Below are 24,126 nucleotides of genomic sequence, written 5' to 3'. Positions count from 1 at the left end.
CATTTTTCTATAGCATGTTTAAAAAAACTTTCTGCAAAATACAGCCAGATACTATAGACTTGATGATCTCCTGAGCGCCACATAGGATATTAAAAAGTTCGCAAACCAACCTGCTGGTACAGCAAGCCAGACGAATTCAATACCAAAACGCGGTGCAAAAATCAAAGCAACAGACAGGCGAATCGCCAAATTCACCATATTTGCAATGAGGAACGGGCGCATGATTCCCAGACCACGAAGGACTCCATCGGTTGCCATTTTGATTCCCATAAAAATGAAGAAATAACCAAGCCATCTCATATAATCCCCGGATACCTGATAGGCCAGAGCGGTTCCGTCTTTACCAAGAAACAACGAGGAAATTTGCGTATGCAGCGTTTCAATAACGATGAAAGCAATGGCTGCAAAGCACACATCCAGCACCAATGCAGCCTGGTAGCCTTTTTTGATACGCTGGGGTTTGTTTGCGCCGAGATTCTGTGAAACATATGGCGAAACTGCATTGCCGATGGATACAAAAATCAGGGAAAAAACGTTCTCAACCCGCATCGTCGCCGCATATCCCGCAAGCGCCTGTGTGCCGAAGGGATTTACAACAGCCTGTACGATCATCATGCCGATAGACACTGTAGACTGCTGAAGAACCGAAGGTACAGCAATTTGAAACATGGAATATAACTCCTGCCTGTCAAACCAGTCAAAGGGACTTTTATATCGCCGCATCCGGTGAAAGAAAATCAAAAGCGAAAACACGGCGGAAATGCCTTGTGCAATCAAGGTTGCAAGCGCCGCACCGAACACGCCGAGATCAAGACCAGCCACCATCCAAAGATCCATAAAAATATTTAAGACTGACGAGAATATCAGGAGTCCCAGTGGAATTTTTGATTCGCCTATGGAAGTAAACATCGTTGAAAGAATGTTGTACATAAACAAAAAAGGAAAACCCACGAAATAGACCCGCAAATACAGCACTGCATCGTCCAGTATATCGGCAGGGGTTTGTAACGTGCTCATCATCCAACGGGAGAAGCAAAAGCCAAAAATACCAAGGACTATGCTTAGAATTAAAAAGCTAAGCAAGGACGTTGACACAATGGTTTTCATTTTTCCATACTCCCTGGCACCGAAATAACGGCTCACGAGCACACCGGCACCCACACCGGCACCCAATGCCACACAAATGAAAACATTGGTCAGCGCCGCACAGGCACCGACAGCTGCAAGTGCAGAGGAACCCACAAACTGACCGACGATAATAGAGTCAGCCATATTGTATATCTGCTGAAAAAAGCTGCCGAGAATCATCGGCATTGCGAAAACTGTCAGCGCTTTAAGCGGCGCATCTGTGATTAAATACTCATCTTTTGACATTATCATATGCCTCCACAGGTTTCATAATTTCATTTATTCTTTCCTGTCATAAGAATTCATTTGTTCATTCGAAATGTAAGTTTTAAGTTACGTTCCGAAACAATTATATGTGGTTGCAACGAATAAGTCAAGTCGCCGTTTACTCTTAGTTACTGGTCACTCCGTGACCAGTAACACACTTCGCGAAGCACAGAAATCATGCATTCGCATGATTTCGCGCTGAGATTCTCGGGTTTTCTGTGAACTTTGTTCACAAAAAACACCTCGCGGAACGTTACCCGTGAACAGTAACATTGATCTTTCACCTTATATACTTTGCTATCACCGGTAAAAGTACATTCATATCAATTGGTTTTGCCACATGATCATTCATTCCCATCGATATTGCCTTCTGCCTGTCCTCTGCAAAGGCGTTTGCTGTCATTGCAACAATGGGGATGGAGGCTTTCTTCTCATCTTTCATCCTGCGTATCCTGGCTGCAGCATTATATCCATCCATCACCGGCATCTGAATGTCCATAAGAATCATATCATAATATCCGGAATCTGCTTTCTCCAGCTTATCCAGACACTCTGCTCCATCCTTCGCACGGTATGCAATGATCTTTTGTTCTGCAAGCAGTTCTATCGCAATCTCTGCATTCAGATCATTATCCTCTGCAAGAAGAATACGTTTTCCTTTCAGCTTTTCTAATATATCTGGCTGTTCAGATATCTGATTCCTATATACATCCTCTTCTGATGCTGTATCAAAAGAAATATCTACAGTGAATTTTGTCCCGGCACCTTGCGCGCTTTCTACCCGGATACTTCCTCCCATCAACTCAATCATGGATTTTACAATAGGAAGGCCCAGTCCTGTACCAGCGACCTTGTTCTCTGTGGTTGTATGCTCTCTGGAAAATTCTTCAAAGATATGTGGAAGATATTCCTCGCTCATACCAATGCCTGTATCTTCACAGGTAAAAATAAATCGGGCTTTCCGGGGATCCTCTGAATCTTTCTCATATATCTTTACATGGACCACATGCCCATCGGACGTGTACTTTATTGCATTGCTGATAATATTCAGCATTATCTCCTGAAGTTTCACTCTGTCGCAAAAGATAAACGCATGATTTACATCCAAATCTGCCGAATACTGCAGGTTCTTCTTCCTTATATCATCCTCAAATACCGTGTTTACCGTATGAAATACTGTATTTATATCCTCAGCTTTCAGCTGCAGCGCTGTAGTACCGCTTTCAATACGGGCTATCTCCAAGATCTGGTTAATGATCGACATCAGCAGATTTCCGGAAGAACAGATTTTTCCCAGATATTCCTTTGCTTTTTCCTCGTTCTGAAGATTCTTTTCCAGTAATCCGGAAAAACCTATGATCGCATTCATCGGTGTCCGTATATCATGACTCATATTAAACAGAAATCGCGTTTTTGCTTCGTTTGCACTTTTCGCCAGCTCCGCTGCATTCTTAAGATCAGCTGCATATTGTTTTTCTCTGTGCTTTTTGCTGGATATCTGATAATAAATTGTAGCGACCAATAACGAAAATATATAAGAAGCGGCAATAGCGAGGAGCCAGTATGAAACCGGGATCCACCCATTCGAAGGCACAATATCAAAATACCATGTGTTATTCGGGATCTCGCATTCTATCGTCAGGCTGTCTTCCGGCATATCGTCCTGACTCTGGGCAAAAATAACCTTATCTCCACTGCTTCTGTCATAAGACCAGATTTTATAACTGAAATCCGCCTCATTTAAGGATTGCAGATTTATGTCACTCATAAAACGGTCCCAGTCAATCACCTGGAGTACAAATCCCCAGAAACTACTCTCTCCGGAATCATCGGTTCGATAAACCGGTTTAAAAAGTAATGCTCCGGTTCCTCCCTGCTTTAACTGATAGGGGCCGCCAAGTGTATACTCCCCGGTTTCCTTAGCCAAAGCTGCATCCTTTTTCCGTTCATGTTCCCCCAGTACATCCAGTTCAAGAGCCTCTGAATTTCCCTGCATAGGATAGATTTCGGTTATGATTCCTTCCGGTGCCAGCTCAAATGCCTTTACCACACCATCCTCATTTGGGATCTTTTCTGCCAGTTCTGAAAAAGTGTTTTCATCCATATCCGATCCATCAATGATATAATTTCCAAGAAGATCAGAAATCGTTATATAATTGTCCAGCTTTGCCTTGACTCTCCTTATCGTACTTTGTGCCATATAGATTCCCGATGCTTTTTTTTCCTTTTCCTGATATCTGAGCATCTGACTACACGCAAAAAACGCGATCAGGAAAGAGAGGAGGCCGACAATATAGCAGTATTTCTTAATATGTTTAGCAGCTGTATTATTTATTTTCATTGAATTTTCCTCATTATGTTTTCTTCCAACTGTTTTTCAACGGGCTGTGCAATAAAATCGAATGGTATCTATCTCTTTCTCATCCGATGCCTGATTAATGTCTGATATCAGAGACAGAATCTGATTCAGAAGTTCCAGCTTTTTGTTAAATTGTCTGTAGTTAATCTCATGTTCTTCATTCTTATTATCATTTGCCTTAAACTTTTCCATAAAATCTCCCAACACTTATATAGAAAATATTCCCCCATTAATGCCTGAAAACAAAAGGAGAACAGCCGATACATATGTTCGAACTGTTCTCCTACATTACTGTTCACTGGTAATGTTCTTTGTACTCATACCGTCCCGTATCTATATGGCTTCTCACTTATTCATTAGAATAAGTATATTTTTAAATAAAATCTGAAAATACTTTCGTTTCTGCAAAAGTCATTTTCGCCTATACCACTTTCATAATATCACAGACAGTTACGTTTGTCACATAAACGTTTAAATAACTGTGATACGCTTCTTTGCATATTCTTTTCCGGCAGTTGCCGTTATACCTGTCGCTTTCAGCACAGCATTATATTTTTTTAGAAACTCATAATCTGCTCTTCGTCAAGTCTTTTAAGAATTTCGCATGCCAACTTAACCGCATTATCAAAATCAGCATAAGCTGAAATTCCGTAATGTGTGTGCGCATAGCGAACCGGAACACCAATAACGATGACCGGAACTGCTTTTTCAGTCAGATGTATAACTGCACCATTGGTTGAACCAGCACTGCGAACTGCATCCTGAACCGGGATGCCAAGCTTTTCTGCCAGATCAAGCGCATATCTCTGGTAACGTGGATTGGTAATCATGCGTGAATCAATGTGACGAAGCATCGGGCCACGCTTAATAGCCGTCTGAACCATATACTGCTCAACGCACGTATCATCTGCCGGGCATCCTTCAAAAACAATTGCGATATCCGGCTTAATTACCTGTGCTGTCACAGTGGCACCACGTACACCAACTTCTTCCTGTGCTGCACACGCGCCAACAATATCCACATTCAAATCCTGACCAGCCAGGGTATGCATGGTCTTAAGAATTGCCGCACATCCCAAACGACAGTCAAAGCTCTTGCCCACCATCAGATCTGTGGTTTCTGAATATGTAAATGTCACATCCGGCACTACCGGTTCACCGATACGAATGCCGAACTTTTCAACCGCCTCTTCTTTAGAAACAGCGCCAACATCTACTGTGATATCTTTCATATCCAGAGGTGCTTTACGCTCCTGCTCTGTCATGAAATGCGGTGGCTTGCTGGCAGTAATACCCGGAATATATTCTCCGAATCGGTTGCGGACCAGGACTTTATGAGCTGGAATATTGTGGTTCACCCAACCTCCGATCTGAATGATGCGGAGAGTTCCATTCGGGCAGATAGCCTGCACCATAAAGCCAACCTCATCACTATGTGCATCAAGCTGAACAACCGGACGTTTGCCGTTATTTTCTTTACGGCGGATATATAGGTTGCGCATGCGATCTTCTGTAATTTCTCCGAGTCCTTCTGCATAAGGACGAATTGCTGCAACCACTTCATCTTCGAAGCCTGATGTACCGTTTGCATTTGAAATTGCTGCAATCATTTCCAACGTTGTTTTTTTATCCATTCTGACACCTCTTTATGAAAGTTTTACCTTCTTGAGCTCAACATCTACTTATTTTTCTGACAATACAGAATTTTCGAGCCGCGCTTGATAAACCAAGTATAGTCTAGGCCAATATGATTGTCAACAATTCCAACTCGATGTGATAAATTGCTTTAAGTCAGCGAGATAGTGCCACTTTATCAGTCGGCCATTCCTGATCCAGAATCGTGCACAACTCCGATGCATTTAACATATGTTCATCATCGGTACGTTCAAGCAGGATTTCCATCAGATATAACTTACGGAGCTTCTGATCAAAAGAAGCCATGATGGTCACCTCCACTTTCTGTCTCAACTTTTTCTAGTGAAACATTCTATATTCTTTGTATCTGTTTTTACATTTACCACTCTTCACATTTAATATCACTTATCTGCTCGATTGGAATAACTGTTTGATCCGTCATAATGATGGTAAGCTCGTATTCGTCTATCTTTTTTACAATACCAGAGCACGTAACATAGGAGCCGCCTGCTTTTTTTGCATCGGGAACAAAATAGGTTATCGATACATTCTGTTCTATACCGATATTATTTCTGATTATATTGATTTTTTCATTCAGCTGAGCAATCACTTCCTCGCTCAGTTCCAATCTTTCATCGGTTAATCTTGCTGTTTCCTTTATCGCAGCATCATGCCCGGTCAAGGCTGCAAAAGGAGCAAATTGCGCTGCCCGATCCCGAAGTGGCATTTGCGGATGATTCTTAGAGACCGCATGTGGCAAATTGATGATATCTTCATAAGAATTATTTTTCATCCTCTTCCAACTCCTTTACGCCTTATGACCGCCAATCTGTTCATTTCTGTCCCTGGCGGTTGCACCTTCCTGAAGATTCATCCCCTTCAGCACAGCGTTTTTTCCAAATTTCTTTTTAATACTGAGCATTGCTTCCTGCATACGTTTTTCGCGATCCAGCGCAGCTTCTTCCTCTTCCTTCTTTTTCCTTTGCTCCTCATAATCTGTAAAAAGATCCATCTGCTCATACACTTCTTCTTTCTTTACAGAACTCTCATCCACAAGCCTGTTCGCCGTGATATTGATTCTTCTGACAAGCAGGTTTCTGTCAACAATCCTGTCATATAGCTCTATTACTGCATCCATTATCAGTTTTGTTGAGGAAGTCTGCCGTTTCAGATTGATCGTTCCATGTGCATGTTTGGGAATTCTTCTTCCATAACGGTCGATCGTAACCTCTCCATGATACTGCTTTTTCCTGTCGGCATTGTTCAGATTCTCAATATCATAGCCAACCGTCAACACAATCTGATCCGTTACAAGCTTCTTATCCACCAAATCCAAAACCATCTGGTCCGTCATCTCTTTGACGACTAATTTTGCTTTTTCAAAGTCATAAGGACAATGAAGTACCTGCCCGGAACAAACACTGTTCGTTTCCGGCTTATAATCCTTGACCATTTCCATGGTACAGGGCTCATATCCCCAGGCATGATCGATCAGCAGCTCTGCATTAACGCCAAACAGCTTATATAACAGATCTTCGTTGTATAATTCATTCTCTTTTCCGATGGAACATCTTGCAATATCGCCCATTGTATAAAGCCCGTATTCTTCCAGCTTCTTTGCATATCCCTTTCCGACTCTCCAGAAATCAGTAAGCGGTCTGTGGCTCCAGAGTTTCCTTCGGTATGACATTTCATCCAGTTCTGCAATTCGAACACCGTCTTTATCTGCTTTAATATGCTTCGCCACGATATCCATCGCAATCTTACACAGATACATATTTGTTCCGATTCCTGCAGTTGCCGTTATACCTGTCGTTTTCAGCACGTCCTGTATCATGGTCATTGCAAGTTCTCTTGCTGTCATATTATAGGTATGCAGATAATTCGTTACATCCATAAATACTTCGTCAATCGAATACGGGAAAATATCTTCCGGCGCAATATATTTCAGATAAATGCTGTAAATTCTGGTGCTGTATTCCAGATAGAGAGCCATCCGGGGAGGGGCAACAATATAATCAATCTCCAGTGCCGGATTGCTATTTAATTCTGCGCTGTCATCAGAGGCTCCGATAAAAGTTCTGTTCGGCTCTTTCCACCTGCGGGCGCTGTTGGCTTCTTTTACTTTTTGAACAACCTCAAATAAACGAGCCCTTCCAGGTATCCCATAACACTTTAAAGCTGGAGATACCGCAAGACAGATGGTTTTTTCTGTTCTGCTTTTATCCGCAACCACAAGATTGGTCGTCAAAGGATCCCGATTTCGCTCTTTACATTCCACAGACGCATAGAATGACTTAAGATCGATTGCAATATAGGTTCTTTTCTTTTCCCTCATTCTACACCTCCCGGTTCTCCTGTGTTCTGTTTCTAATTCTTATTTATCTTGGCCAAAAATCTACCGGTACTACCTCAAATCTATATTTCTGTTTTGCATTCGGCTACAAGCTTCTGCCTACCTGCAAGTTCTGTCAGTTCTGTGGCATATCGGACGAAATACTTTCCAGATTCATATTTTACAATTTGTTTTACCCTTTACTTTCTCCCTGTAGCTTTCATTCTACTTTTTCCAATTTATTATTTACATCGAAACAAACTTTGTCTCCTTCATTGATATTACGCTCATAGAGCCTGGCGTCCTCCGCTTTTACTGTCACTTCTTTTCCTGAAGAATCCACAAGAGTCACTATTGCCATGACCGGTGCATCATCCGGTCGTTCTTCACAACCAAAATCCAGGTCTTCATCGATTTGTTTTACTGTGTACATCATAGTTCACTTCCTCTGAAGTAATATTAAGAATCAGTTTTCTACATACCTTCTCCGATAATATTCCATCGTACGATACTCTTCGTATGAAGTTACTTTCGGAAAATCCTTCCAGTTTGTTCCTCGGTCAAAGAACTTTTTCCAGCTTTCCACTACCTCAGCATCTGTAACAGCCAGCCGTACATCTCCCTCGTTATAGAAACCGTACAAAATCGGCATCTTATACACTTTCTGCATATCCGTTGTTTCAATCAACTGCAGAAACTCTCTTCCTAAGGTCTGAACATTGACAACTGAATAACTGCCAGGTATTGAATTTTCAAGATGCATAGCTAAAATCTATCTGCGAAGTTTGAGTTATTGACTTTTCGCAGTCTATCGAAAGACAGACGGACAATCTAATTTTCCTTTTACTATACACCTTTTGATAGATTTTTCACGCAAGATCAACTCAAGTATAACATAGATATAACCTCTGTAGTACATCTTTCCTGTAAAACAAACTTATCATTCTGTACAATCACCTGTCCCTGTAAAAATATGCTGTAAAAATATTTGTTCTTTTCCCATTTTATCCCTCGATTTTAATTACTGTTTTTAATTCCTGCGATCCATTATCTCTAATGCCACAGCATCTGCATTCATCTTTTTCGGATCATTAACACTAAATCCTCTACACATGTAAGAATCCACAATAATGCGGTACTAACTCGAACAGCTTTTAATATCTTTCGGTTCTTCTCTTTTTCCGGGATCTGCATCACTGTTATCATTAGCATAAGTGCCTGTATCTTATTTGCATGTACCGCTTGTCTTCGCTCCATAAGCTCCATTTTCATTTCTATATTTGACTTCATTAGTTGAACCCTCCTCTTAATCTTCCATAAACTCGAAATATTCCTGTCTTTTCAGAAATAGAAAAAGTGATGACCACATTGATCACCACCTTAACCATCTGTATTTTCTAATGTTTGCTCACGCAAAACTCCACTTTAACTTTCACTCAACCTTTTCTTTAGCTCAATGATATTCTCCTCAATCCGCTGTATCACAGCCTTGAAATCATCATCTGATTTTCCCGTTGGATCATCAAGTCCTCAGTTATCATCAAACGCCCTTCCAATAAAAGGACATCCCACATTGCATCCCATTGATATTGCAATATCAATATCTGGGATTTATTTTATCCTGTTTTTTCAGGTCTTCTACGATTTCATTGTAACGTTTTTTGTTCAGACGATAGAAAAACAGTACAATTGCTGTCACTATCCATAAAACTCCCGGAATTGTAGTAAAGGAATGTCTCATAATACTGAGAACAGCCGGATTCTGTACCTGATTTGCCACATATCCATATTTTCCAAGAAGTGCTGCAAGAAGCGCTGTTCCTATTGCCATGCCAATTTTATTTCCCAGTGACACAAATGCATATTGAAAACCATCATTCCTTAAGCCCGTTTTCCACTCTCCGTATTCTACGCAATCGGGAATGATCGCATAGATTGCAGTGTTAAATCCAGAAAAAAAGAATTGTGTAATTCCTGCAAGTGTATAGAACGCTGCCGATGTTTCTTTTACATTGAAGAAGAACATACAGAGCATGGAAATTCCGGTAAAAAGGGCAAAAATAGATGCAGTTCTTCCTTTATTATTCAATTTTCGGAATACAGGCTGGAAACATGCAGCACCGATAATGGATGGAATGATAATGCACATGGAATATGTAGTATAGTAGGATGCATTTCCCTCTACATAAGTGAAATAGTATAAAACATCTGCATTTCTTCCATAAAGTGTAAATCCGAATAACACCTGTCCGATTAATGCCAGAATATATGGGCGGTTCTGCATCACTGCTCTTAACTGCACTTTTATGGATATTTTGTCTTTTTCCGGCATAATCACCTGCTCTTTTGTTTTTGCGAAACAGAAGAAATGACAGGCTGCAAAAATACATCCGTATATGATTGCTACCAGTAGGTATCCGGTTTTAGCACTTTGACTGCCAAGTTTTCCAATCAGTGGAACTGTAATGATATTGATAATTCCAATTGCAACCATTGCAGATACTGAACGTGATGTATTAATCTTTGCACGTTCATCGATATCCTGTGTCATTGCTCCACAAAGGGTGCCATACGGGATATTTACACAAGTATATCCAAGTACCAACAGACAGTATGTAATTACCATATAGATAACCTTTGATCTGTCCGACCAGTCCGGATGTGCCCAGAATGTCATAATCAGAAGCACGGCCGTGATCGGAGCTGCAATGAGAAGCCATGGACGATAACGTCCCCATTTTGTTTTGGTTTTATCTGTCAGTCCACCCACGATCGGATCATTGATCGCATCCCAAAATCTCGAAAACAGCATCAGGGCAGAGACTGCTGCCATACTGATTCCGAATACATCTGTGTAAAAAATCATGAGAAAATTACTGACGAACATCCAGCTGAAATTACATCCTACATCGCCAAATCCATATGCGATTTTACTGATCAACGGAACTTTTACATTTTCGTTTTTACTCTCCATAATTCCTCCTGCCTGCTGCCATCCTCCGTCTTTCCGTTTACTCATGTCTTCTTTACAGCAGTCTTTTTTATTATATCTTTGTCTTACATAAGGCTTATGATCAGCAGGGTATTTTATTTTTCCTGCACATTGATAATCACTTTCATTGTAGTTTCACGGTTATCGTCAATGTACTGGTATGCTTTCAGATAATCTTTAAATGCAAATGTCTTAGAGATCAGCGGTCTTAAATGCACTTTTCCTTCATTCACCAGTCTGATTCCGTCTACATAATCATCATGTCTGTACATCATTGTGCTCTTGATATCAAGCTCATGATCATTTGCAACTGCCAGATCGATCTCAGCCATTCCTGCAAAAACTGCAACCAGCACAATCACGCTTCCTTTTCTTGCATATTTGATCGCCTGTCCCATTGTAATGTTATTTCCTGCACAATCATAGATAACATCTGCCTTATCCGGTCCAAAGGCTTCTACCATTGCTTCCCCGAAATTTTTATTTCTTGTGTTGACACATACGTCAATTCCACACTCTTTTGCTTTTTCCAGACGAAGATCACTGACATCTGTGATCATAACTTTAGCTGCTCCCATCCCTTTTGCAGACTGCGCTACCAGATTTCCAATCGGACCGGCTCCTATCACCACAATATTCATTCCTGTTACATCGCCCATCTGTTTAACACCATGAACAGCCACTGCCAGAGGCTCGATCATTGCGCCCTCTTCATAAGACATATCTTCCGGTATCGGTGTTACTTTTGATGCATCAACTGCAAAATACTCGGATGCAGTTCCTGTTGTCTGGAATCCCATTACTTTCAGTTCTTCGCAGAGATTGTATTTTCCGTGACGGCATGGATAACAATGTCCACAATATACCTGTGGCTCAATTGTTACTTTCTGTCCCACATGAAATTCTGTTACTGCATCACCTGTTTTTACCACTTCTCCTGATACTTCATGGCCCTGGGTTACCGGATATTTTGTAAAAGGATGTTTTCCGTGATATACATGGATATCAGAACCACAGATACCAATATTCATAATCTTAACCAAAACCTGGTTGTCTTTAATCTCTGGTACGGGAACCTCTCTGAAAATGATTTCTCCTGGATTTGTCATAACCTGCTGTAACATAATATTTTCCTCCTTGTTTGTTGAATGTACTTTGAACCTCTAGTTATTTGTTATCTTTTATTAAATGTTTTATTAAAGTAATTACATTATTATTCAAATCTCTAACTTTGTCAATAAACATTTAAAAATATTTCTCATTTCTACCAGTTGCACAAAGTAAAGATTTTGTTTTTATGCAGATTTTACTATAGCAATCCTTCTGATTGTCTTCGGAATTCCCTCAACAAAAACACCCTGATCACAACGTTTCATTGTTGTAATCAGGGTATTTTTTGTATTCAGATATTTTTTTACTATGATATATCGGCAGATTATAGGCAAATCTATATCTTTCCGATAAAATCCTGCAGGAAATGCTTTGCTGCACCTACAGCTGAGGCTTCTTTCTTATAAGAACAGTTTTTCAGATATCTCAGATCATGATCAAATCCATTATACTTCATTACTTTTTCCCCAAGAGGTATCATATAATCTGAGAGATATCCACCCATTTCACCTCCAAGAATGATATCCATATCATATGCCATGCGCAGATTTGAAATCAGAATTGCAAGATAATCAAGATACTCTTCCCATTTTTTCTCTGCCTTTTCATCATTACTTTTGAGCAGCTGCATAAACTGTTCCACAGAATCCTTTGACTCACCAACAAGTGCACCTGCAGCGCAATAAGCATCTGCACAACCTGATTTTCCACAATAACACTTGCGGCCTTGAGGTACAAGTATCATATGTCCAAATTCTCCAGCCTTCTGATTTTCTCCGGAAAACAAATTTCCCCCTATGCAAAATGCACCACCAAGAGTCTGATTCAACGAAAGGTAAATTGCATTCTGATAGGTGTTCATATCTTCTGCCATCATTGCCGCATTGGCATCATTTGCAAAATAAACCGAGACAGAAAATGCCTGTTCCAGGAAACTAAGACTATAGTTTTCAAGTTTCAGTGCGTGGGATTTTATCACCAGTTTCTGCTCCTGATTAATGATTCCCGGAATAGAGATTCCAACACCCAGAAGCTTTTCTTTCTGTTCTGCATCATCCATATGATTCAGAAATTTCGCCGCATAATCTGCCACCTGACTGCAATATGACATATCAGATACAAATTTCAGACGAATCCGCTCTGATTTCACAATCTCATACTTCAGATTTACCAGCACCATTCCCAGATGATTTGCAGTGATCACAATTCCCATTGCATAACGATAGGATGGATTGATTCCAATACTTTTAGCCTTTCTTCCTCCTGTGGATTCATATTCTCCAGTTTCTATTATGATACCTTTTTCCAATAAATCTTTTACATTAGACAGAACTGTTGGCATACTCAGATTCAGTTCTTTGGATATTTCCACTTTTGATGTGGATTCTCTATTTATAATATAATTTACGATTTTTGATTTCGTAGCAAATTTCTTTTCCAGTCCGCTCATTCTGTTTCTACCTTCTTTTATGAATGTATTTATAAAAGAATGATACCTGTTATTGTCATATTTGTAAATAGCCATTGTCTCTGCAGAGTATGTTGCTGCAAATATAAAGTCCCTATCGCAGAGTTCAGAGCAATTGTTAAGCTATCAATGTTCGTTAATAGTTGCTTTCGCATGCAACCATCAATTACGCTTCTTGGAGTATCATTATTTGAGACTTTGCAAACCATATCTTTCATAACCACTACTCCATCATGGAAGAGCCGTCCACTATTTATTTTATTAGTAACAAGCGCTGAAAGCAGGTCTCATTTCTTCGATCTGTCTGCGAGTCAAGCCATATCCGACAGCTGTTTTTTCCCAGTTATCTCTGATGATTTTCAAGATATCTTCCGCATAGTCTTCCGCATCCGATTTGGAAATACCGAATCTCACAGCGGTCTGCACTGCCAGATCAATACTGATTCTGTTATCTTCCTCATCCACATTAAGAGACAGCTCATCGCCATAAGGAACAGGATTTACGTCATACAAAGGTGAAAGAATCCATCCCTTGTCTGTCAGAATAAACGCACGATTTCTCAGGTGATCATCCGTATTGGTAACCACCATTATTTAGACCTCCTTGGTGCGCGTTTTCTTGTGATTAGATTGAGATCCTGTAGCTGCCTGCCCATCTCGTCGTCCTTGGCAACAAGCAGAAGATCCTTATCCATATTATCTTGGCCAAAAATCTACCGGCACTACCTCAAATCGATATTTCTGCTTCGCATTCGGATACTTCTCCCGATCCACTTCACTGCAAAACATGTCGTATGGTCTGGCACATGTTTTATAAGGCGGATACAATGCCTGATAAATCACCAGCCTCTCATCATTTTCTGTATGTTGCGCAAAAGCCAGAATCCGGTACAAGTACTCCGCTGTTTCCAGATTTACATTTTCCCGTTTAAAATGCTGGACTACATCACCAATATGAAATCTACATTCTTCCATTTCGAACTAGTTCTCCTTATCCATTGCCATATGTATCATTCTCTCGAAGGATTCTCTAAAATGCTCATCATCCTCCGATGTTCGTTTTCTTGATCCTTTTAAATGATTCTTTCCGGATGCCCTTCGTGCCTTCTTATTCAGATGCCGCTCCATAAGCATCTGGTCAATATTCTCATTGGTATACCATTTCCCAGATTGATGAATCGCATACGCATTTTTTCCAAGTGCCATTGCCGCCACTCCATAATCCTGTGATACAACAATATCGCCTTCATGGCAAATGCTGATCAGTTTATAATCCACGGCATCTGCTCCGGCTCCAACTACGATCACTTCACTGTAATCAGATGATAACACATGATTGGTATCACACAATAACGTTACCGGAACACTGTGCTCTTTTGCAACTTTTTCAACAATACCAACTACCGGACAGGCATCTGCATCAACAAAAATCTGCATATCTTCTCCTTTAATTAGACATAAATGGCGTACGAACCTCGATGAGATTATCACTCGGATCATACAGCCTTACAAGCTTCTGTCCACCTACAAGTTCTGTCAGTTCAGTAGCATATCGGACGAAATACTTACCAGATTCATATTTTGCAAGCAATCCATCTATATCAAAATCCTCGAAATACAGTTCCATCCTGTTATTAAATGGCGTAGAAGTTTCATTCAATGTTTTCCCCCATACGTCGGCATCCTGCAAAACAAGTCCCTCCGATAAGATCACATTACCTTCATTCTTAAGAATCACTTGCAGTCCAAATAAGTCCTTATAGAACTCTATGGATTTTTCTATATCATCTACCACAATCAGTACGTTTTTCAGCATATCCGTCACCTCACAATCCGCTTTGAGTCAAGCGAATATTCGCAATCCGCATGCGGTTAAATAATCTTTCCAGACAAATGATCAATTTCATGCTGGCAAATCTGTGCTGTCCATCCTGACAATTTCTGGCGCTTTTTCTTCCAGTTGAAGTCATAATACTCTACTTCAATTTCCTGGTATCTGGTCGTCTTACGAACACCGTCCAGGGACAGACAGCCTTCTTCTGTCTCATACATATCACACTTTGAAACAATCATCGGATTGAACATCACAACATCTATGAATCCCATATTCACAATGATGATATTCTTCTTTACACCAATCATATTGGCAGCCATACCAACACACCGTTCCCGGTTCGCCTGCAGTGTGTCCTGCAGATCCTTTCCAACCTGGATATCAGCTTTCGTGGCTGGTTCAGATGGTTGGCCTAAAAAGAAAACGTCTCTTACAATTTGCTTTACCATTTACTTTCTCCCTGTAGCTTTCATTCTACTTTTTCCAATTTATTATTTACATCGAAACAAACTTTGTCTCCTTCATTGATATTACGCTCATAGAGCCTGGCGTCCTCCGCTTTTACTGTCACTTCTTTTCCTGAAGAATCCACAAGAGTCACTATTGCCATGACTGGTGCATCATCCGGCCGTTCTTCACAACCAAAATCCAGGTCTTCATCGATTCGTTTTACTGTGTACATCATATTTTAATTCCTCTTGAGATAATATTAAGAATCAGTTTTCTACATACCTTCTCCGATAATATTCCATCGTACGATACTCAATAATATCTTTGTCTACATATTCCCACTCTGCACCTATAACAGGAGTACTAAGTCCAGTTAATCTAATTCCCATATTCTTTCTTCCTCTGCATAAATCCAACTAAGATAAAGCATACTCACTATTCCAAAGATTCTGGAAATAGCACTTAAGCCGCTTTTCAATTCATTGATTACATTCGCATCTACTGATCTAATTCTTCCTTATTTTGATTTTCTCAAATATCTATTAAAATGAACCTTTTGTTCATTATTATACCTTACATGTAATAAATTGTCATAAATAACTTTCCGTATTTTGTTGCTTTCCTTGTTTCTTTATGTTTCTTCCCATCAGCCAAAGCAAATAGCCGAGTATAGTAAAATAAATTTTACTCATTGCCCTTCCTCCTCTTAATCTTCCATAAACTCGAAATATTCCTGTTCACTGGCAAATAAAATGTATTTGCCTTCTACATATCCCATATATCCGTTGCTTGTGTTATAACCTTTCATCTGCCAGTCCTCCTTGGATTTTTTTGATGTTATCATTTTATAGCAAATGACTGTACAAAAATCCCGACAACCAACAAAAAAAGACACCAACCGCAGTCAGTGTCTCTTCTGTCATTTCTTCAATCTTTCTATTCTCTCACACAAACATCTCATACATTCCCACCATCACTGGCATGGTCACAATTGACAGCAGTGTCGTAAGCACATACAACGAGCTCGCATATGCCGCGTCTTTATCATATAGTTGCGCCATGGATGTCACAGTTGCGCAGGCAGGTGTTATGGACGCAATATACACAGTCAGAAGAATCTGTTTGGAATCATTCACTCCCGCAAATGTATTAATCACTTTCATTAAAATCAATATAAATATTGGATAAATAACCAATCGCAATACTGTCGAAACATAGTTTCTTTTTTTAGTAAATACAGTCTTAAGAGGTACATCCGCAATAACCATTCCGGCAAGCAGCATACCGATCGGACCAATCATATTGTTCATCATATCCAAGACATCCTGTACACCCGAAGGCAACTGGATTTTGCAGACAAACAATATCACTCCTACTATGATTGAAATAATATTTACGTTCAGAAATACTTTTTTCCACTCTAATCTATCTTCTTCGCAAAGCATATTTTTGCAGTGTGTCCAGATCAGAATCAGCTGTACCGCAATATAAGCACTGGAGTAAATAACGTACTCCTGTCCAAGCAACTCCTGTACCAGCGGAATCACCAGTATCCCAGCATTTGAATAAATAACAGTTGCACGCTCAATGGTATCCAGCTGCAATACTTGTTTTAATATTGTGGTAAGTATCAGAAATAAAACATGTACCAGAACTGCTGCTGCACATGCCAGGAGCAGTCCTTTTTTTACATCTGCTGTATAGTCCACCTGAAATGCGTCGATAATCACGCATGGAATAACCAGATAAACCATGACTACAGATATGCTTTTACTCTCCGATGACTTCATAAGTCCAGCTTTTACAACCGCATATCCCATAAGCATGATCGCAAAAAGCTTTGCGATCTCTTCCATTAGTAATAAACTGATCTGCATATTTTGTCCCTTCTTTTCTGACGTCTACTGTCAGTAATTATAGCACACCGTCTACATTATGCTTAATTAAATTTCTTTATCTCTGGATTTTCTTTTTCAATAGATTCATTGATTTCCTGTTTGTTCATAATGCCCTTTCTGTAACCTCTCTTTCCTCTATCACTCTTTTTGACTTCATGTTCATTATTGAGCTTGTTGTTAATTGATAATTCAAGTATAATAAACTCTATACGAGAAATACGCGTCTTGCATGAGGACTTAAAGATTGATAATCCTCATGTTTAGCGATATACGAGGAGGAAATTCTTATGGGCAAACAATCCACCAGGGAAAACAAAACAATTTACCAGCTTTGCCGAGAAGCGGCAGGACTTACAAGAGCAGAGGCCAGTGAAAAAATGGTTGCTGTCTCTGATTCAAAAATTGAAAAATTTGAATATGAAACACAAGAACCTACGCCTTATGATATCCTCCAGATGGCAGATGCCTATAAAAGACCAGATCTTTGCAATTATTATTGCTCTCACAAATGCGAAATCGGCTATCGTTATGTTCCAGAAGTAGAAGTAACCGATCTGTCAAATATCATTTTGGAGACAATTGCCAGTCTAAATGAAATCAATCCTCTTACCGGTCGTCTGATCCAGATTGCCCGTGACGGTAAGATCAGCGATGATGAAATGAAAGATTTTGCTTATATCAGTAAAAAACTTGATGAAATTTCTTTAGCCATAGACTCTTTGAATCTTTGGGTAGATAAGACAGCTGGAGAACAGGGGCTTAATCTTGAGCTCTTAAATGCCGAGAAAGAAAAATTAAAATAATCCATAACGCCACGAAAGGCAATGAACCATTTCTGACTCATTGCCTTTTACTTTACATACGCTGTAATTGATTGACTATACTTTCTGTTCTTCGAATTGCTTCTTCTACCTGTCTTTTTGCATTATTGATTCGATCCTGGACCACCCAGTCCACAACAAAACCATCAAAGAAATAATCCGCAAAAGAAAGAAAATCTCCAGTATCGATATTCAAGTTACATGCCATATTTACATCATTTAATTCTCTACTGAAATTACGAAGATCATATTTTGCCTGTTCCATATTCCGTTTGGCCTGATCCATTTTGGAATGTTTTAGCATCGTAGTAAAAAAGCCGCCGCCAAACATATCTACCAGGTCCCAGTTCTTTGCACTGTTTAAATTTTCTTTTGCTGCCTGAAGACTGTTCAAAGCTCTGCGCCCAGCTTCAATTGCTTCTCTCTTTTCTTTTTCAATATCATATCCCATTCGTTTTCTCCTCCTGATCCATTATGAATGTGACGTCACCAATGCTATAACGCCACCGACAATCAACAATGGAAAAGCAATGTACATCAGTCCGCCTACAACCATACCTATCAATATCACCGGGAAGAAAATAACTGTACAAAGTAGTTTCATAATTCCCCAGGATGCTCTTAACCCAAAAACAAAAAATTTTCCTACAAACCAAATCATACAAATTGTAAATAATAACGATAACATTTTTTACTCCTTCCGAAACTCATTCTGATATGTGTCTTTCATTTTTTCTGTTCTTTTTCTGCTAAATATTCAGATGTGTTCTTTATACCAAGCTTATTACTGAATGCCGGATTTTTCTCCATTTTTTCTATTATCCGTACTAATCGAATTCTATGCACTGCTTCCATCTGATCACCCCATTTATATTCTGCTTTTTTGTTGATATTGTCACTATAACAAATTTATTTTTCACAATACACATCCCCCTTATCCAATGTCTAATATTCTTTTGTAATTTCCTCTGCTATCTCATATATCTCTTTAAATTTTTCTAAGTCCTCCGGCGATCTGATCAGCATGATTTCTTCTATTTTTCCGGTCCGTATATCTTTAAACCCTGCTACTTCTTCTCCGGTACAAATGCTTGCACGAATAACAGGTTTCATATGTTCTCGGTCATATGTTTTTTTCACGATTTTCTTTTTGAATAATCCCATGCTACCTCCCCATCTCCGAATATCTTCGACAACAAGATCAACTATTTAATTCCTGGAACATTTTTCTGCATCAATTGCAAGCACAAACATCAGCGCATCCAACGCATTTCCTGGATCCTGCACATCAATAACATATGTATCTGTCATATGAAACAGTTCTTTATTGACCCGGGCGATTGAATAACCGCTTCGATCAAGAATGCTATAGTCCCATTCCATAATGGTTCCATCAATATGCCATCCATTGTAATCAATATTATAATGTGGCGTCAGGAATGAGAATTCTTTGCTCAGGCATCCGATATAACTGCCGTTTTTATAAATTTCGAATTTAGGAAGAAAAGTAAGTACTTTCTGAACAACCATTCCTACTTCATTTCCATAGGCATCATAAATTACAAGTTTATGTCCCCAGGACAACTGACCTTTTACTACATAAACAGTGTTTCCTGCTTCATCATAGATATCATAGCTGTCAAACCATGAAAACAACCTTTGTTTAAATAATAGCTTCATAACTTTTCACCACTCTCTCCAACAGATATAATTGGTTCTTTATGAGTACCATAATACCATGCCGGAACACCTTAAAAAATATGTAAATTGAAGAATTAACCTCTCTTATTTCACAGATTATGATAAAACATATACTTCCAGCTATAAATCGCTACTTGTTCCAAAAAAGTTACAAAAAAGACCATCTACTGTTTGTTTACGGTAAATGATCTTTTCATTGCAATGTTCGGTTTATATCATATTGAACCGCTTGGATTATACTCGTTTATAGATAATTGGTTCATCATATCCAAAAGTTTTCTTTCCATTAACTTCCATGCTTTCAGATACCTCCAGACAACTATCAGAAAACTTTTCCCAAAGCTTAAATGTCATTACCGGTGAAAACTGGCTTGTACTGCCTCCTTCCCAGATTCCATCTTTTTTATGATAGAGCGCCGGAGTGAATTTTTCAGATTTTTTCAATTCAGTGTAGTCAGCATTTTTCATAGAATCATATGAAAACGTACTTTTCTCTTCTCCTTCTGGTATTTCATAAGAATATAACACAATTCCATCTTCTTTCTCTGTAATAAGGAAAAGATGCGGGGAAGCATGGCGTTTACCATTTGTCTCATAGTAGCTTTCTTCAACAACAAATTTACCATTAAAATCTTTAGGAAGGTTCGAAATTTTCTCATTACAGATTGTATTAATGTGTTCTGCATAAGGATATGTTTTCCCTTCTCTCTGCATATTATCAAACTGCTCTTTGTTATTAAAGTGTCCCGTCATCATATTAATAAAATTATCGAGCTTCATCATGCTTTTTACCTCCAAATTCCGATTGCACTTCAAATCGTTTTCTTCATTCTATCACAACATCTATTATTCCGCCATCAGTCTTTCGAACCAAGTATCCATAACAATGATGAACTGGTCGGCACCTTGCCATTCTTGCAGCAAACATTCAAAAACTATATAACAAAGGGCATGAGTGATTTTTGTTTTCTCCATCAAACTGGAATCTGGTTGTATCAAATTTTGCAGATATAGTCTTATAATTCCCATTATTGCTTTCACTGTATCACCCCACTCTTCAGCATTTACATCAAATTGCCAGACATGCGGTTTTGCATCCAGCGGTTCAGCTAACTTGACGCTTTTACAAAATATGCTTCCGCAATATATACGTCTATTAGGGCTGACCCCAAGGCTCTTATAAATAAAAATCCGGTCTTCTAAGCTGTGTATACGGTTTTGCATTTCTTATTTTTAAGGATTCCTGCATATCTATGTCTACATATAAAATCTGTTCCGTATCGTCTGCTTTTGCGAGATGACAGGTAACACCAATAAAGATGGTTGACTTTATAATATATTCTTTTTATAATTATTTCATAAAAAGGGTGCAGCGTGGCACATAGACAGGAATGTCTGTGTGCTTTTTTTACTTTATTCTTGGGTTATGGAGGGAAAATATGGCAGCTTTTGAGAGAATCTGTTCGGGAATTCCGGATATGGATCAGGCACTGGATAATATCCGGCTGGGGGATAATGTGGTCTGGAGAGTTTCAAATCTCCAGGAATTCAGGTATTTCTGCGAACCTTATATAGAGCAGGCAATCAAGGACAATAGAAGAATTGTATATTTTCGATTTGCCAGTCATGAGCCGCTGGTAAAAGAATGTCCACAGGTAGAACGTATAGAAATTCCCTTATCACACAGGTTTGAGGATTTTACTGTGAAAATACATAAAATCATTGAAAAAGAAGGTTTTGATGTATTTTATGTATTTGACTGTCTTTCAGAACTTCAGACAGCCTGGGCAACAGACCTTATGATGGGAAACTTCTTTCGTGTTACGTGTCCGTTCCTTTTTACACTGGATACAGTTGCATTTTTTCCGATTATCAGGGGAAAACATTCTTTTCATGCAGTAAAGAAAATATTAAATACTACACAGTTGCTTCTGGATGTCTATTCTGACAGTAGAAACACATACGTCCGTCCTGCAAAAGTGTGGAACAGAGATTCGGAAACCATGTTTCGACCACATATTTATAACAGAGAAACAGGTGCATTCCGTCCGATCCTGGATGGAGTACAGTCCAGCCGTTTTTATCAGGTTCTTGACAAATTTCAGAGAACAGGTGAAGAGCAGTTTACAGATTCCTGGAATCGGTTTTTCAACACAGCAAAAATGTTATATGACAATCATATGAATACAGATGATGCCTGTAATACCATGTGTAATATTATGATGACCAGAGATGAAAAGATGCGTTTCATGGTGAAAAAGCACTTTACGCCACAGGATTATTTTAATGTTCGAAATCATATGATCGGAACAGGTATGATTGGTGGAAAAGCATGTGGAATGCTGCTTTCCAGAGCAATTGTCCGAAATCTGGCACCGGACATTGATGAGGTGCTTGAACCTCATGATTCCTTTTTTATTGGATCTGATGTTTATTATACTTACATTGTAGATAATGGATTCTGGGATATCCGTGTTCGTCAGAGAGAGGAAGAGGAATACTTTTCGCTGGCAGAAGAATTTGCACAGAAACTAAAAAATGGTGTCTTTTCGGAAGAAATGCAAAATCAGTTTCTGCATATTCTGGAATACTATGGACAGGATCCTTTTATAGTACGCTCCAGCAGTATTCTCGAGGATGGTTTCGGCAATGCATTTGCAGGAAAATATGAGTCAGTTTTCTGCGCCAACAGGGGAACTCTGGAAGAGCGCCTTCTGGAGTTTGAAAACGCAATAAGGACTGTATATGCCAGTTCCATGAGTCTGTCGGCACTGGATTACAGAAAGCGGAGAGGACTTGACAAACGGGATGAACAGATGGCACTTCTTGTACAGCGCGTTTCTGGCTCTTACTATGGATCTTATTATATGCCATGTGCAGCGGGAGTTGGGTACTCTTACAGCCCTTATAAGTTTTTAGAGCAGATCGATCCAAAAGCAGGAATGCTGAGGCTGGTTATGGGTCTTGGAACAGCAGCAGTGGACCGCACGGAAGGTTCTTATCCCCGGCTTGTCAGTCTGGATATGCCACAGGCAACAAGCTGTACAACCATTGCAGAGAAACATCAGTTTTCGCAGCGAAAAGTAGAAGCAGTGGATACCTCAGGACACTGCGTGAGACAAATGTATCTGGATCAGATCGAAGGATTCCTTCCGGAATACCTTGCTAATATTCTTCTGGATCATGATTTTGACGCAGAAAGATCATTCAGGGAGAGGGGAATAAACAGATCCGTTCGTTTTATTGCGTGCAGTGGTATAGTAAAGAATCAGATTCTGATGAAGCAGATACAGGATATTATGCAGCTGCTCCAGAAAGAATATGAATATCCGGTTGATATCGAATTTACGGTGAACCTTTCAGAAACAGGAGAATATTCCATAAACCTGTTGCAGTGCCGGCCACTGAAGGTGTTTAAGGATATCGGAAAAGCACAGATTCCGGAGGATATTGCAGAAGAAAAAATAATTCTGGAGAATGTGCATTCTTCGATGGGACTGTCCAGAAATGTGAAAATCGATCACATTGTTCTGGTTGATTCGATTGCATACTATAATATGCCGTATGCCAAAAAGCCAAACGTGGCGAAACTGATCGGAACAATAAACTGGAAATACAAAGGAAAAAATAAGCATATGCTTCTTATGGTTCCGGGACGTATAGGTACATCTTCTCCGGAACTTGGTGTTCCGACAACATTTGCAGATATCAGTGAATTTGAAGCAATCTGTGAGATAGAAGAGAAAAAGGCGGGATATAATCCGGAACTTTCGTATGGAAGCCATATTTTTCAGGATCTGGTAGAAGCAGAGATATTGTACACCGCAGTATTTGCCAATGAAAAAACGTTACGGTTTGCACCGGAAAAACTGGCAGAATATCCTGATATTGTAAGCCTGTTTACGGAGGATCCTGAGTTGAAGCAGGTTGTTCATGTGTATGATATGAGCAAAGTATCATGCGAACTGTGTAATGATCTGCAGAACGAAAGACTGGTACTTTATCAGCAGTAAAATAAAAATGGGGCTGTCGCACTAAAGGAAAATTAGTGTGATATGCTCCCTTCTAGGTAGACAAGTGAAATAATAAAAACTTGTCACTTAGGAGGGAGCATATTTTATGTCTAAA

The 24,126-nt window shown here is 39.5% G+C and carries 29 protein-coding genes; 2 read left to right on the top strand and 27 right to left on the bottom strand.

Features of this window, described 5'->3' with window-relative positions:
- Window positions 1-51 precede the first annotated feature (51 nt).
- The 21 genes from AB5618_RS15405 to AB5618_RS15305 all read right to left on the bottom strand — a co-directional run bounded on the left by AB5618_RS15405 (window position 52) and on the right by AB5618_RS15305 (window position 17,455).
- Window positions 52-1,374, bottom strand: coding sequence for an MATE family efflux transporter (locus tag AB5618_RS15405; protein WP_173735369.1), 1,323 nt, complete (start codon window positions 1,372-1,374; stop codon window positions 52-54).
- Between the two features lie 301 nt (window positions 1,375-1,675).
- Entirely contained in the window at window positions 1,676-3,736 is a 2,061-nt protein-coding gene (locus AB5618_RS15400) for an ATP-binding protein (RefSeq protein WP_368366886.1), read from the bottom strand.
- Between the two features lie 36 nt (window positions 3,737-3,772).
- Window positions 3,773-3,946, bottom strand: a complete 174-nt coding sequence (locus AB5618_RS15395; RefSeq protein ID WP_173770183.1) for a hypothetical protein — start codon at window positions 3,944-3,946, stop codon at window positions 3,773-3,775.
- Window positions 3,947-4,311: 365 nt separating this feature from the next.
- Window positions 4,312-5,388, bottom strand: a complete 1,077-nt coding sequence (locus AB5618_RS15390; protein WP_148463113.1) for a M42 family metallopeptidase — start codon at window positions 5,386-5,388, stop codon at window positions 4,312-4,314.
- Window positions 5,389-5,545: 157 nt separating this feature from the next.
- Window positions 5,546-5,695: a hypothetical protein gene (locus tag AB5618_RS15385; protein ID WP_173770193.1), complete on the bottom strand. Its 150-nt coding sequence runs from the start codon at window positions 5,693-5,695 to the stop codon at window positions 5,546-5,548.
- Between the two features lie 73 nt (window positions 5,696-5,768).
- Window positions 5,769-6,182 carry a hypothetical protein gene (locus tag AB5618_RS15380; RefSeq protein WP_368366885.1) on the bottom strand — a complete coding sequence of 138 codons (414 nt, stop codon included), beginning with the start codon at window positions 6,180-6,182 and terminating at the stop codon, window positions 5,769-5,771.
- Window positions 6,183-6,197: 15 nt separating this feature from the next.
- Entirely contained in the window at window positions 6,198-7,727 is a 1,530-nt protein-coding gene (locus AB5618_RS15375; RefSeq protein WP_368366884.1) for a DNA methylase, read from the bottom strand.
- Between the two features lie 217 nt (window positions 7,728-7,944).
- On the bottom strand, window positions 7,945-8,160 hold the full coding sequence (locus tag AB5618_RS15370) for a hypothetical protein (protein WP_173770195.1): 216 nt from the start codon (window positions 8,158-8,160) through the stop codon (window positions 7,945-7,947).
- A gap of 30 nt (window positions 8,161-8,190) precedes the next feature.
- Window positions 8,191-8,412 (bottom strand): hypothetical protein, encoded by a 222-nt coding sequence (locus tag AB5618_RS15365; RefSeq protein WP_173719331.1) that lies wholly within the window; start codon window positions 8,410-8,412, stop codon window positions 8,191-8,193.
- Window positions 8,413-8,798: 386 nt separating this feature from the next.
- On the bottom strand, window positions 8,799-9,014 hold the full coding sequence (locus AB5618_RS15360; RefSeq protein ID WP_173719332.1) for a hypothetical protein: 216 nt from the start codon (window positions 9,012-9,014) through the stop codon (window positions 8,799-8,801).
- 307 nt (window positions 9,015-9,321) lie between these two features.
- Window positions 9,322-10,698 (bottom strand): MFS transporter, encoded by a 1,377-nt coding sequence (locus AB5618_RS15355; RefSeq protein WP_173719333.1) that lies wholly within the window; start codon window positions 10,696-10,698, stop codon window positions 9,322-9,324.
- A 113-nt stretch (window positions 10,699-10,811) separates the two neighbouring features.
- Window positions 10,812-11,840, bottom strand: coding sequence for a zinc-binding dehydrogenase (locus tag AB5618_RS15350; RefSeq protein WP_008706353.1), 1,029 nt, complete (start codon window positions 11,838-11,840; stop codon window positions 10,812-10,814).
- 323 nt (window positions 11,841-12,163) lie between these two features.
- Window positions 12,164-13,276 carry an ROK family transcriptional regulator gene (locus AB5618_RS15345; protein WP_368366883.1) on the bottom strand — a complete coding sequence of 371 codons (1,113 nt, stop codon included), beginning with the start codon at window positions 13,274-13,276 and terminating at the stop codon, window positions 12,164-12,166.
- A 279-nt stretch (window positions 13,277-13,555) separates the two neighbouring features.
- Window positions 13,556-13,885 (bottom strand): HipA domain-containing protein, encoded by a 330-nt coding sequence (locus tag AB5618_RS15340; protein WP_173719335.1) that lies wholly within the window; start codon window positions 13,883-13,885, stop codon window positions 13,556-13,558.
- A 105-nt stretch (window positions 13,886-13,990) separates the two neighbouring features.
- Window positions 13,991-14,269, bottom strand: coding sequence for a DUF1653 domain-containing protein (locus AB5618_RS15335; RefSeq protein ID WP_173719336.1), 279 nt, complete (start codon window positions 14,267-14,269; stop codon window positions 13,991-13,993).
- A 6-nt stretch (window positions 14,270-14,275) separates the two neighbouring features.
- Window positions 14,276-14,731: a YaiI/YqxD family protein gene (locus AB5618_RS15330; RefSeq protein ID WP_368366882.1), complete on the bottom strand. Its 456-nt coding sequence runs from the start codon at window positions 14,729-14,731 to the stop codon at window positions 14,276-14,278.
- Window positions 14,732-14,741: 10 nt separating this feature from the next.
- Window positions 14,742-15,110, bottom strand: a complete 369-nt coding sequence (locus AB5618_RS15325; protein ID WP_173770201.1) for a VOC family protein — start codon at window positions 15,108-15,110, stop codon at window positions 14,742-14,744.
- A 56-nt stretch (window positions 15,111-15,166) separates the two neighbouring features.
- Window positions 15,167-15,577 (bottom strand): peptide deformylase, encoded by a 411-nt coding sequence (locus tag AB5618_RS15320; protein ID WP_368361736.1) that lies wholly within the window; start codon window positions 15,575-15,577, stop codon window positions 15,167-15,169.
- 20 nt (window positions 15,578-15,597) lie between these two features.
- Window positions 15,598-15,813, bottom strand: coding sequence for a hypothetical protein (locus AB5618_RS15315; protein WP_368361735.1), 216 nt, complete (start codon window positions 15,811-15,813; stop codon window positions 15,598-15,600).
- A gap of 31 nt (window positions 15,814-15,844) precedes the next feature.
- Window positions 15,845-15,967 carry a hypothetical protein gene (locus AB5618_RS15310; RefSeq protein WP_368361734.1) on the bottom strand — a complete coding sequence of 41 codons (123 nt, stop codon included), beginning with the start codon at window positions 15,965-15,967 and terminating at the stop codon, window positions 15,845-15,847.
- Between the two features lie 555 nt (window positions 15,968-16,522).
- Window positions 16,523-17,455, bottom strand: coding sequence for an AEC family transporter (locus tag AB5618_RS15305; RefSeq protein ID WP_195477980.1), 933 nt, complete (start codon window positions 17,453-17,455; stop codon window positions 16,523-16,525).
- Between the two features lie 308 nt (window positions 17,456-17,763).
- Here AB5618_RS15305 and AB5618_RS15300 point away from each other — a divergent pair, with 308 nt between their 5' ends.
- Complete coding sequence (locus tag AB5618_RS15300) at window positions 17,764-18,279, top strand: helix-turn-helix transcriptional regulator (RefSeq protein ID WP_195477981.1); 516 nt, start codon at window positions 17,764-17,766, stop codon at window positions 18,277-18,279.
- Window positions 18,280-18,331: 52 nt separating this feature from the next.
- On the opposite strand, the gene AB5618_RS15295 is transcribed toward AB5618_RS15300, so the two are convergent.
- The 6 genes from AB5618_RS15295 to AB5618_RS15270 all read right to left on the bottom strand — a co-directional run bounded on the left by AB5618_RS15295 (window position 18,332) and on the right by AB5618_RS15270 (window position 21,222).
- Window positions 18,332-18,748 (bottom strand): hypothetical protein, encoded by a 417-nt coding sequence (locus AB5618_RS15295; RefSeq protein WP_368366881.1) that lies wholly within the window; start codon window positions 18,746-18,748, stop codon window positions 18,332-18,334.
- Window positions 18,749-18,769: 21 nt separating this feature from the next.
- On the bottom strand, window positions 18,770-18,985 hold the full coding sequence (locus AB5618_RS15290) for a hypothetical protein (RefSeq protein ID WP_256144259.1): 216 nt from the start codon (window positions 18,983-18,985) through the stop codon (window positions 18,770-18,772).
- Window positions 18,986-19,242: 257 nt separating this feature from the next.
- Window positions 19,243-19,461, bottom strand: a complete 219-nt coding sequence (locus AB5618_RS15285) for an aspartate dehydrogenase (protein WP_368366880.1) — start codon at window positions 19,459-19,461, stop codon at window positions 19,243-19,245.
- Window positions 19,462-19,506: 45 nt separating this feature from the next.
- Window positions 19,507-19,977 (bottom strand): LURP-one-related/scramblase family protein, encoded by a 471-nt coding sequence (locus AB5618_RS15280; protein WP_287487244.1) that lies wholly within the window; start codon window positions 19,975-19,977, stop codon window positions 19,507-19,509.
- Between the two features lie 255 nt (window positions 19,978-20,232).
- Complete coding sequence (locus AB5618_RS15275; RefSeq protein ID WP_148463124.1) at window positions 20,233-20,781, bottom strand: hypothetical protein; 549 nt, start codon at window positions 20,779-20,781, stop codon at window positions 20,233-20,235.
- A gap of 63 nt (window positions 20,782-20,844) precedes the next feature.
- Window positions 20,845-21,222, bottom strand: a complete 378-nt coding sequence (locus AB5618_RS15270; RefSeq protein WP_195477989.1) for a hypothetical protein — start codon at window positions 21,220-21,222, stop codon at window positions 20,845-20,847.
- A gap of 215 nt (window positions 21,223-21,437) precedes the next feature.
- Between AB5618_RS15270 and AB5618_RS15265 the strand changes: the two genes are divergently transcribed.
- Window positions 21,438-24,011, top strand: coding sequence for a PEP/pyruvate-binding domain-containing protein (locus AB5618_RS15265; protein WP_368366879.1), 2,574 nt, complete (start codon window positions 21,438-21,440; stop codon window positions 24,009-24,011).
- Window positions 24,012-24,126: the final 115 nt, after the last annotated feature.

The organism is Ruminococcus sp. J1101004sp1_RTP21198st1_B9_RTP21198_201120 (assembly GCF_040924245.1).
Taxonomy (GTDB): Bacteria; Bacillota; Clostridia; order Lachnospirales; family Lachnospiraceae; genus Blautia_A; species Blautia_A faecis.
This window is presented reverse-complemented; position numbering and strand designations above follow the sequence as displayed.

Excerpts from the sequence above, each read along its gene's own strand:
- AB5618_RS15405 (WP_173735369.1), bottom strand. The coding sequence starts at position 1,374 with ATGTCAAAAGATGAGTATTTAATCACAGATGCGCCGCTTAAAGCGCTG.
- AB5618_RS15400 (WP_368366886.1), bottom strand. The coding sequence starts at position 3,736 with ATGAAAATAAATAATACAGCTGCTAAACATATTAAGAAATACTGCTAT.
- AB5618_RS15395 (WP_173770183.1), bottom strand. The coding sequence starts at position 3,946 with ATGGAAAAGTTTAAGGCAAATGATAATAAGAATGAAGAACATGAGATT.
- AB5618_RS15390 (WP_148463113.1), bottom strand. The coding sequence starts at position 5,388 with ATGGATAAAAAAACAACGTTGGAAATGATTGCAGCAATTTCAAATGCA.
- AB5618_RS15385 (WP_173770193.1), bottom strand. The coding sequence starts at position 5,695 with ATGGCTTCTTTTGATCAGAAGCTCCGTAAGTTATATCTGATGGAAATC.
- AB5618_RS15380 (WP_368366885.1), bottom strand. The coding sequence starts at position 6,182 with ATGAAAAATAATTCTTATGAAGATATCATCAATTTGCCACATGCGGTC.
- AB5618_RS15375 (WP_368366884.1), bottom strand. The coding sequence starts at position 7,727 with ATGAGGGAAAAGAAAAGAACCTATATTGCAATCGATCTTAAGTCATTC.
- AB5618_RS15370 (WP_173770195.1), bottom strand. The coding sequence starts at position 8,160 with ATGATGTACACAGTAAAACAAATCGATGAAGACCTGGATTTTGGTTGT.
- AB5618_RS15360 (WP_173719332.1), bottom strand. The coding sequence starts at position 9,014 with ATGAAGTCAAATATAGAAATGAAAATGGAGCTTATGGAGCGAAGACAA.
- AB5618_RS15355 (WP_173719333.1), bottom strand. The coding sequence starts at position 10,698 with ATGGAGAGTAAAAACGAAAATGTAAAAGTTCCGTTGATCAGTAAAATC.
- AB5618_RS15350 (WP_008706353.1), bottom strand. The coding sequence starts at position 11,840 with ATGTTACAGCAGGTTATGACAAATCCAGGAGAAATCATTTTCAGAGAG.
- AB5618_RS15345 (WP_368366883.1), bottom strand. The coding sequence starts at position 13,276 with ATGAGCGGACTGGAAAAGAAATTTGCTACGAAATCAAAAATCGTAAAT.
- AB5618_RS15340 (WP_173719335.1), bottom strand. The coding sequence starts at position 13,885 with ATGGTGGTTACCAATACGGATGATCACCTGAGAAATCGTGCGTTTATT.
- AB5618_RS15335 (WP_173719336.1), bottom strand. The coding sequence starts at position 14,269 with ATGGAAGAATGTAGATTTCATATTGGTGATGTAGTCCAGCATTTTAAA.
- AB5618_RS15330 (WP_368366882.1), bottom strand. The coding sequence starts at position 14,731 with ATGCAGATTTTTGTTGATGCAGATGCCTGTCCGGTAGTTGGTATTGTT.
- AB5618_RS15325 (WP_173770201.1), bottom strand. The coding sequence starts at position 15,110 with ATGCTGAAAAACGTACTGATTGTGGTAGATGATATAGAAAAATCCATA.
- AB5618_RS15320 (WP_368361736.1), bottom strand. The coding sequence starts at position 15,577 with ATGGTAAAGCAAATTGTAAGAGACGTTTTCTTTTTAGGCCAACCATCT.
- AB5618_RS15315 (WP_368361735.1), bottom strand. The coding sequence starts at position 15,813 with ATGATGTACACAGTAAAACGAATCGATGAAGACCTGGATTTTGGTTGT.
- AB5618_RS15310 (WP_368361734.1), bottom strand. The coding sequence starts at position 15,967 with ATGGGAATTAGATTAACTGGACTTAGTACTCCTGTTATAGGTGCAGAG.
- AB5618_RS15305 (WP_195477980.1), bottom strand. The coding sequence starts at position 17,455 with ATGCAGATCAGTTTATTACTAATGGAAGAGATCGCAAAGCTTTTTGCG.
- AB5618_RS15300 (WP_195477981.1), top strand. The coding sequence starts at position 17,764 with ATGGGCAAACAATCCACCAGGGAAAACAAAACAATTTACCAGCTTTGC.
- AB5618_RS15295 (WP_368366881.1), bottom strand. The coding sequence starts at position 18,748 with ATGGGATATGATATTGAAAAAGAAAAGAGAGAAGCAATTGAAGCTGGG.
- AB5618_RS15290 (WP_256144259.1), bottom strand. The coding sequence starts at position 18,985 with ATGTTATCGTTATTATTTACAATTTGTATGATTTGGTTTGTAGGAAAA.
- AB5618_RS15285 (WP_368366880.1), bottom strand. The coding sequence starts at position 19,461 with ATGGGATTATTCAAAAAGAAAATCGTGAAAAAAACATATGACCGAGAA.
- AB5618_RS15280 (WP_287487244.1), bottom strand. The coding sequence starts at position 19,977 with ATGAAGCTATTATTTAAACAAAGGTTGTTTTCATGGTTTGACAGCTAT.
- AB5618_RS15275 (WP_148463124.1), bottom strand. The coding sequence starts at position 20,781 with ATGATGAAGCTCGATAATTTTATTAATATGATGACGGGACACTTTAAT.
- AB5618_RS15270 (WP_195477989.1), bottom strand. The coding sequence starts at position 21,222 with ATGCAAAACCGTATACACAGCTTAGAAGACCGGATTTTTATTTATAAG.
- AB5618_RS15265 (WP_368366879.1), top strand. The coding sequence starts at position 21,438 with ATGGCAGCTTTTGAGAGAATCTGTTCGGGAATTCCGGATATGGATCAG.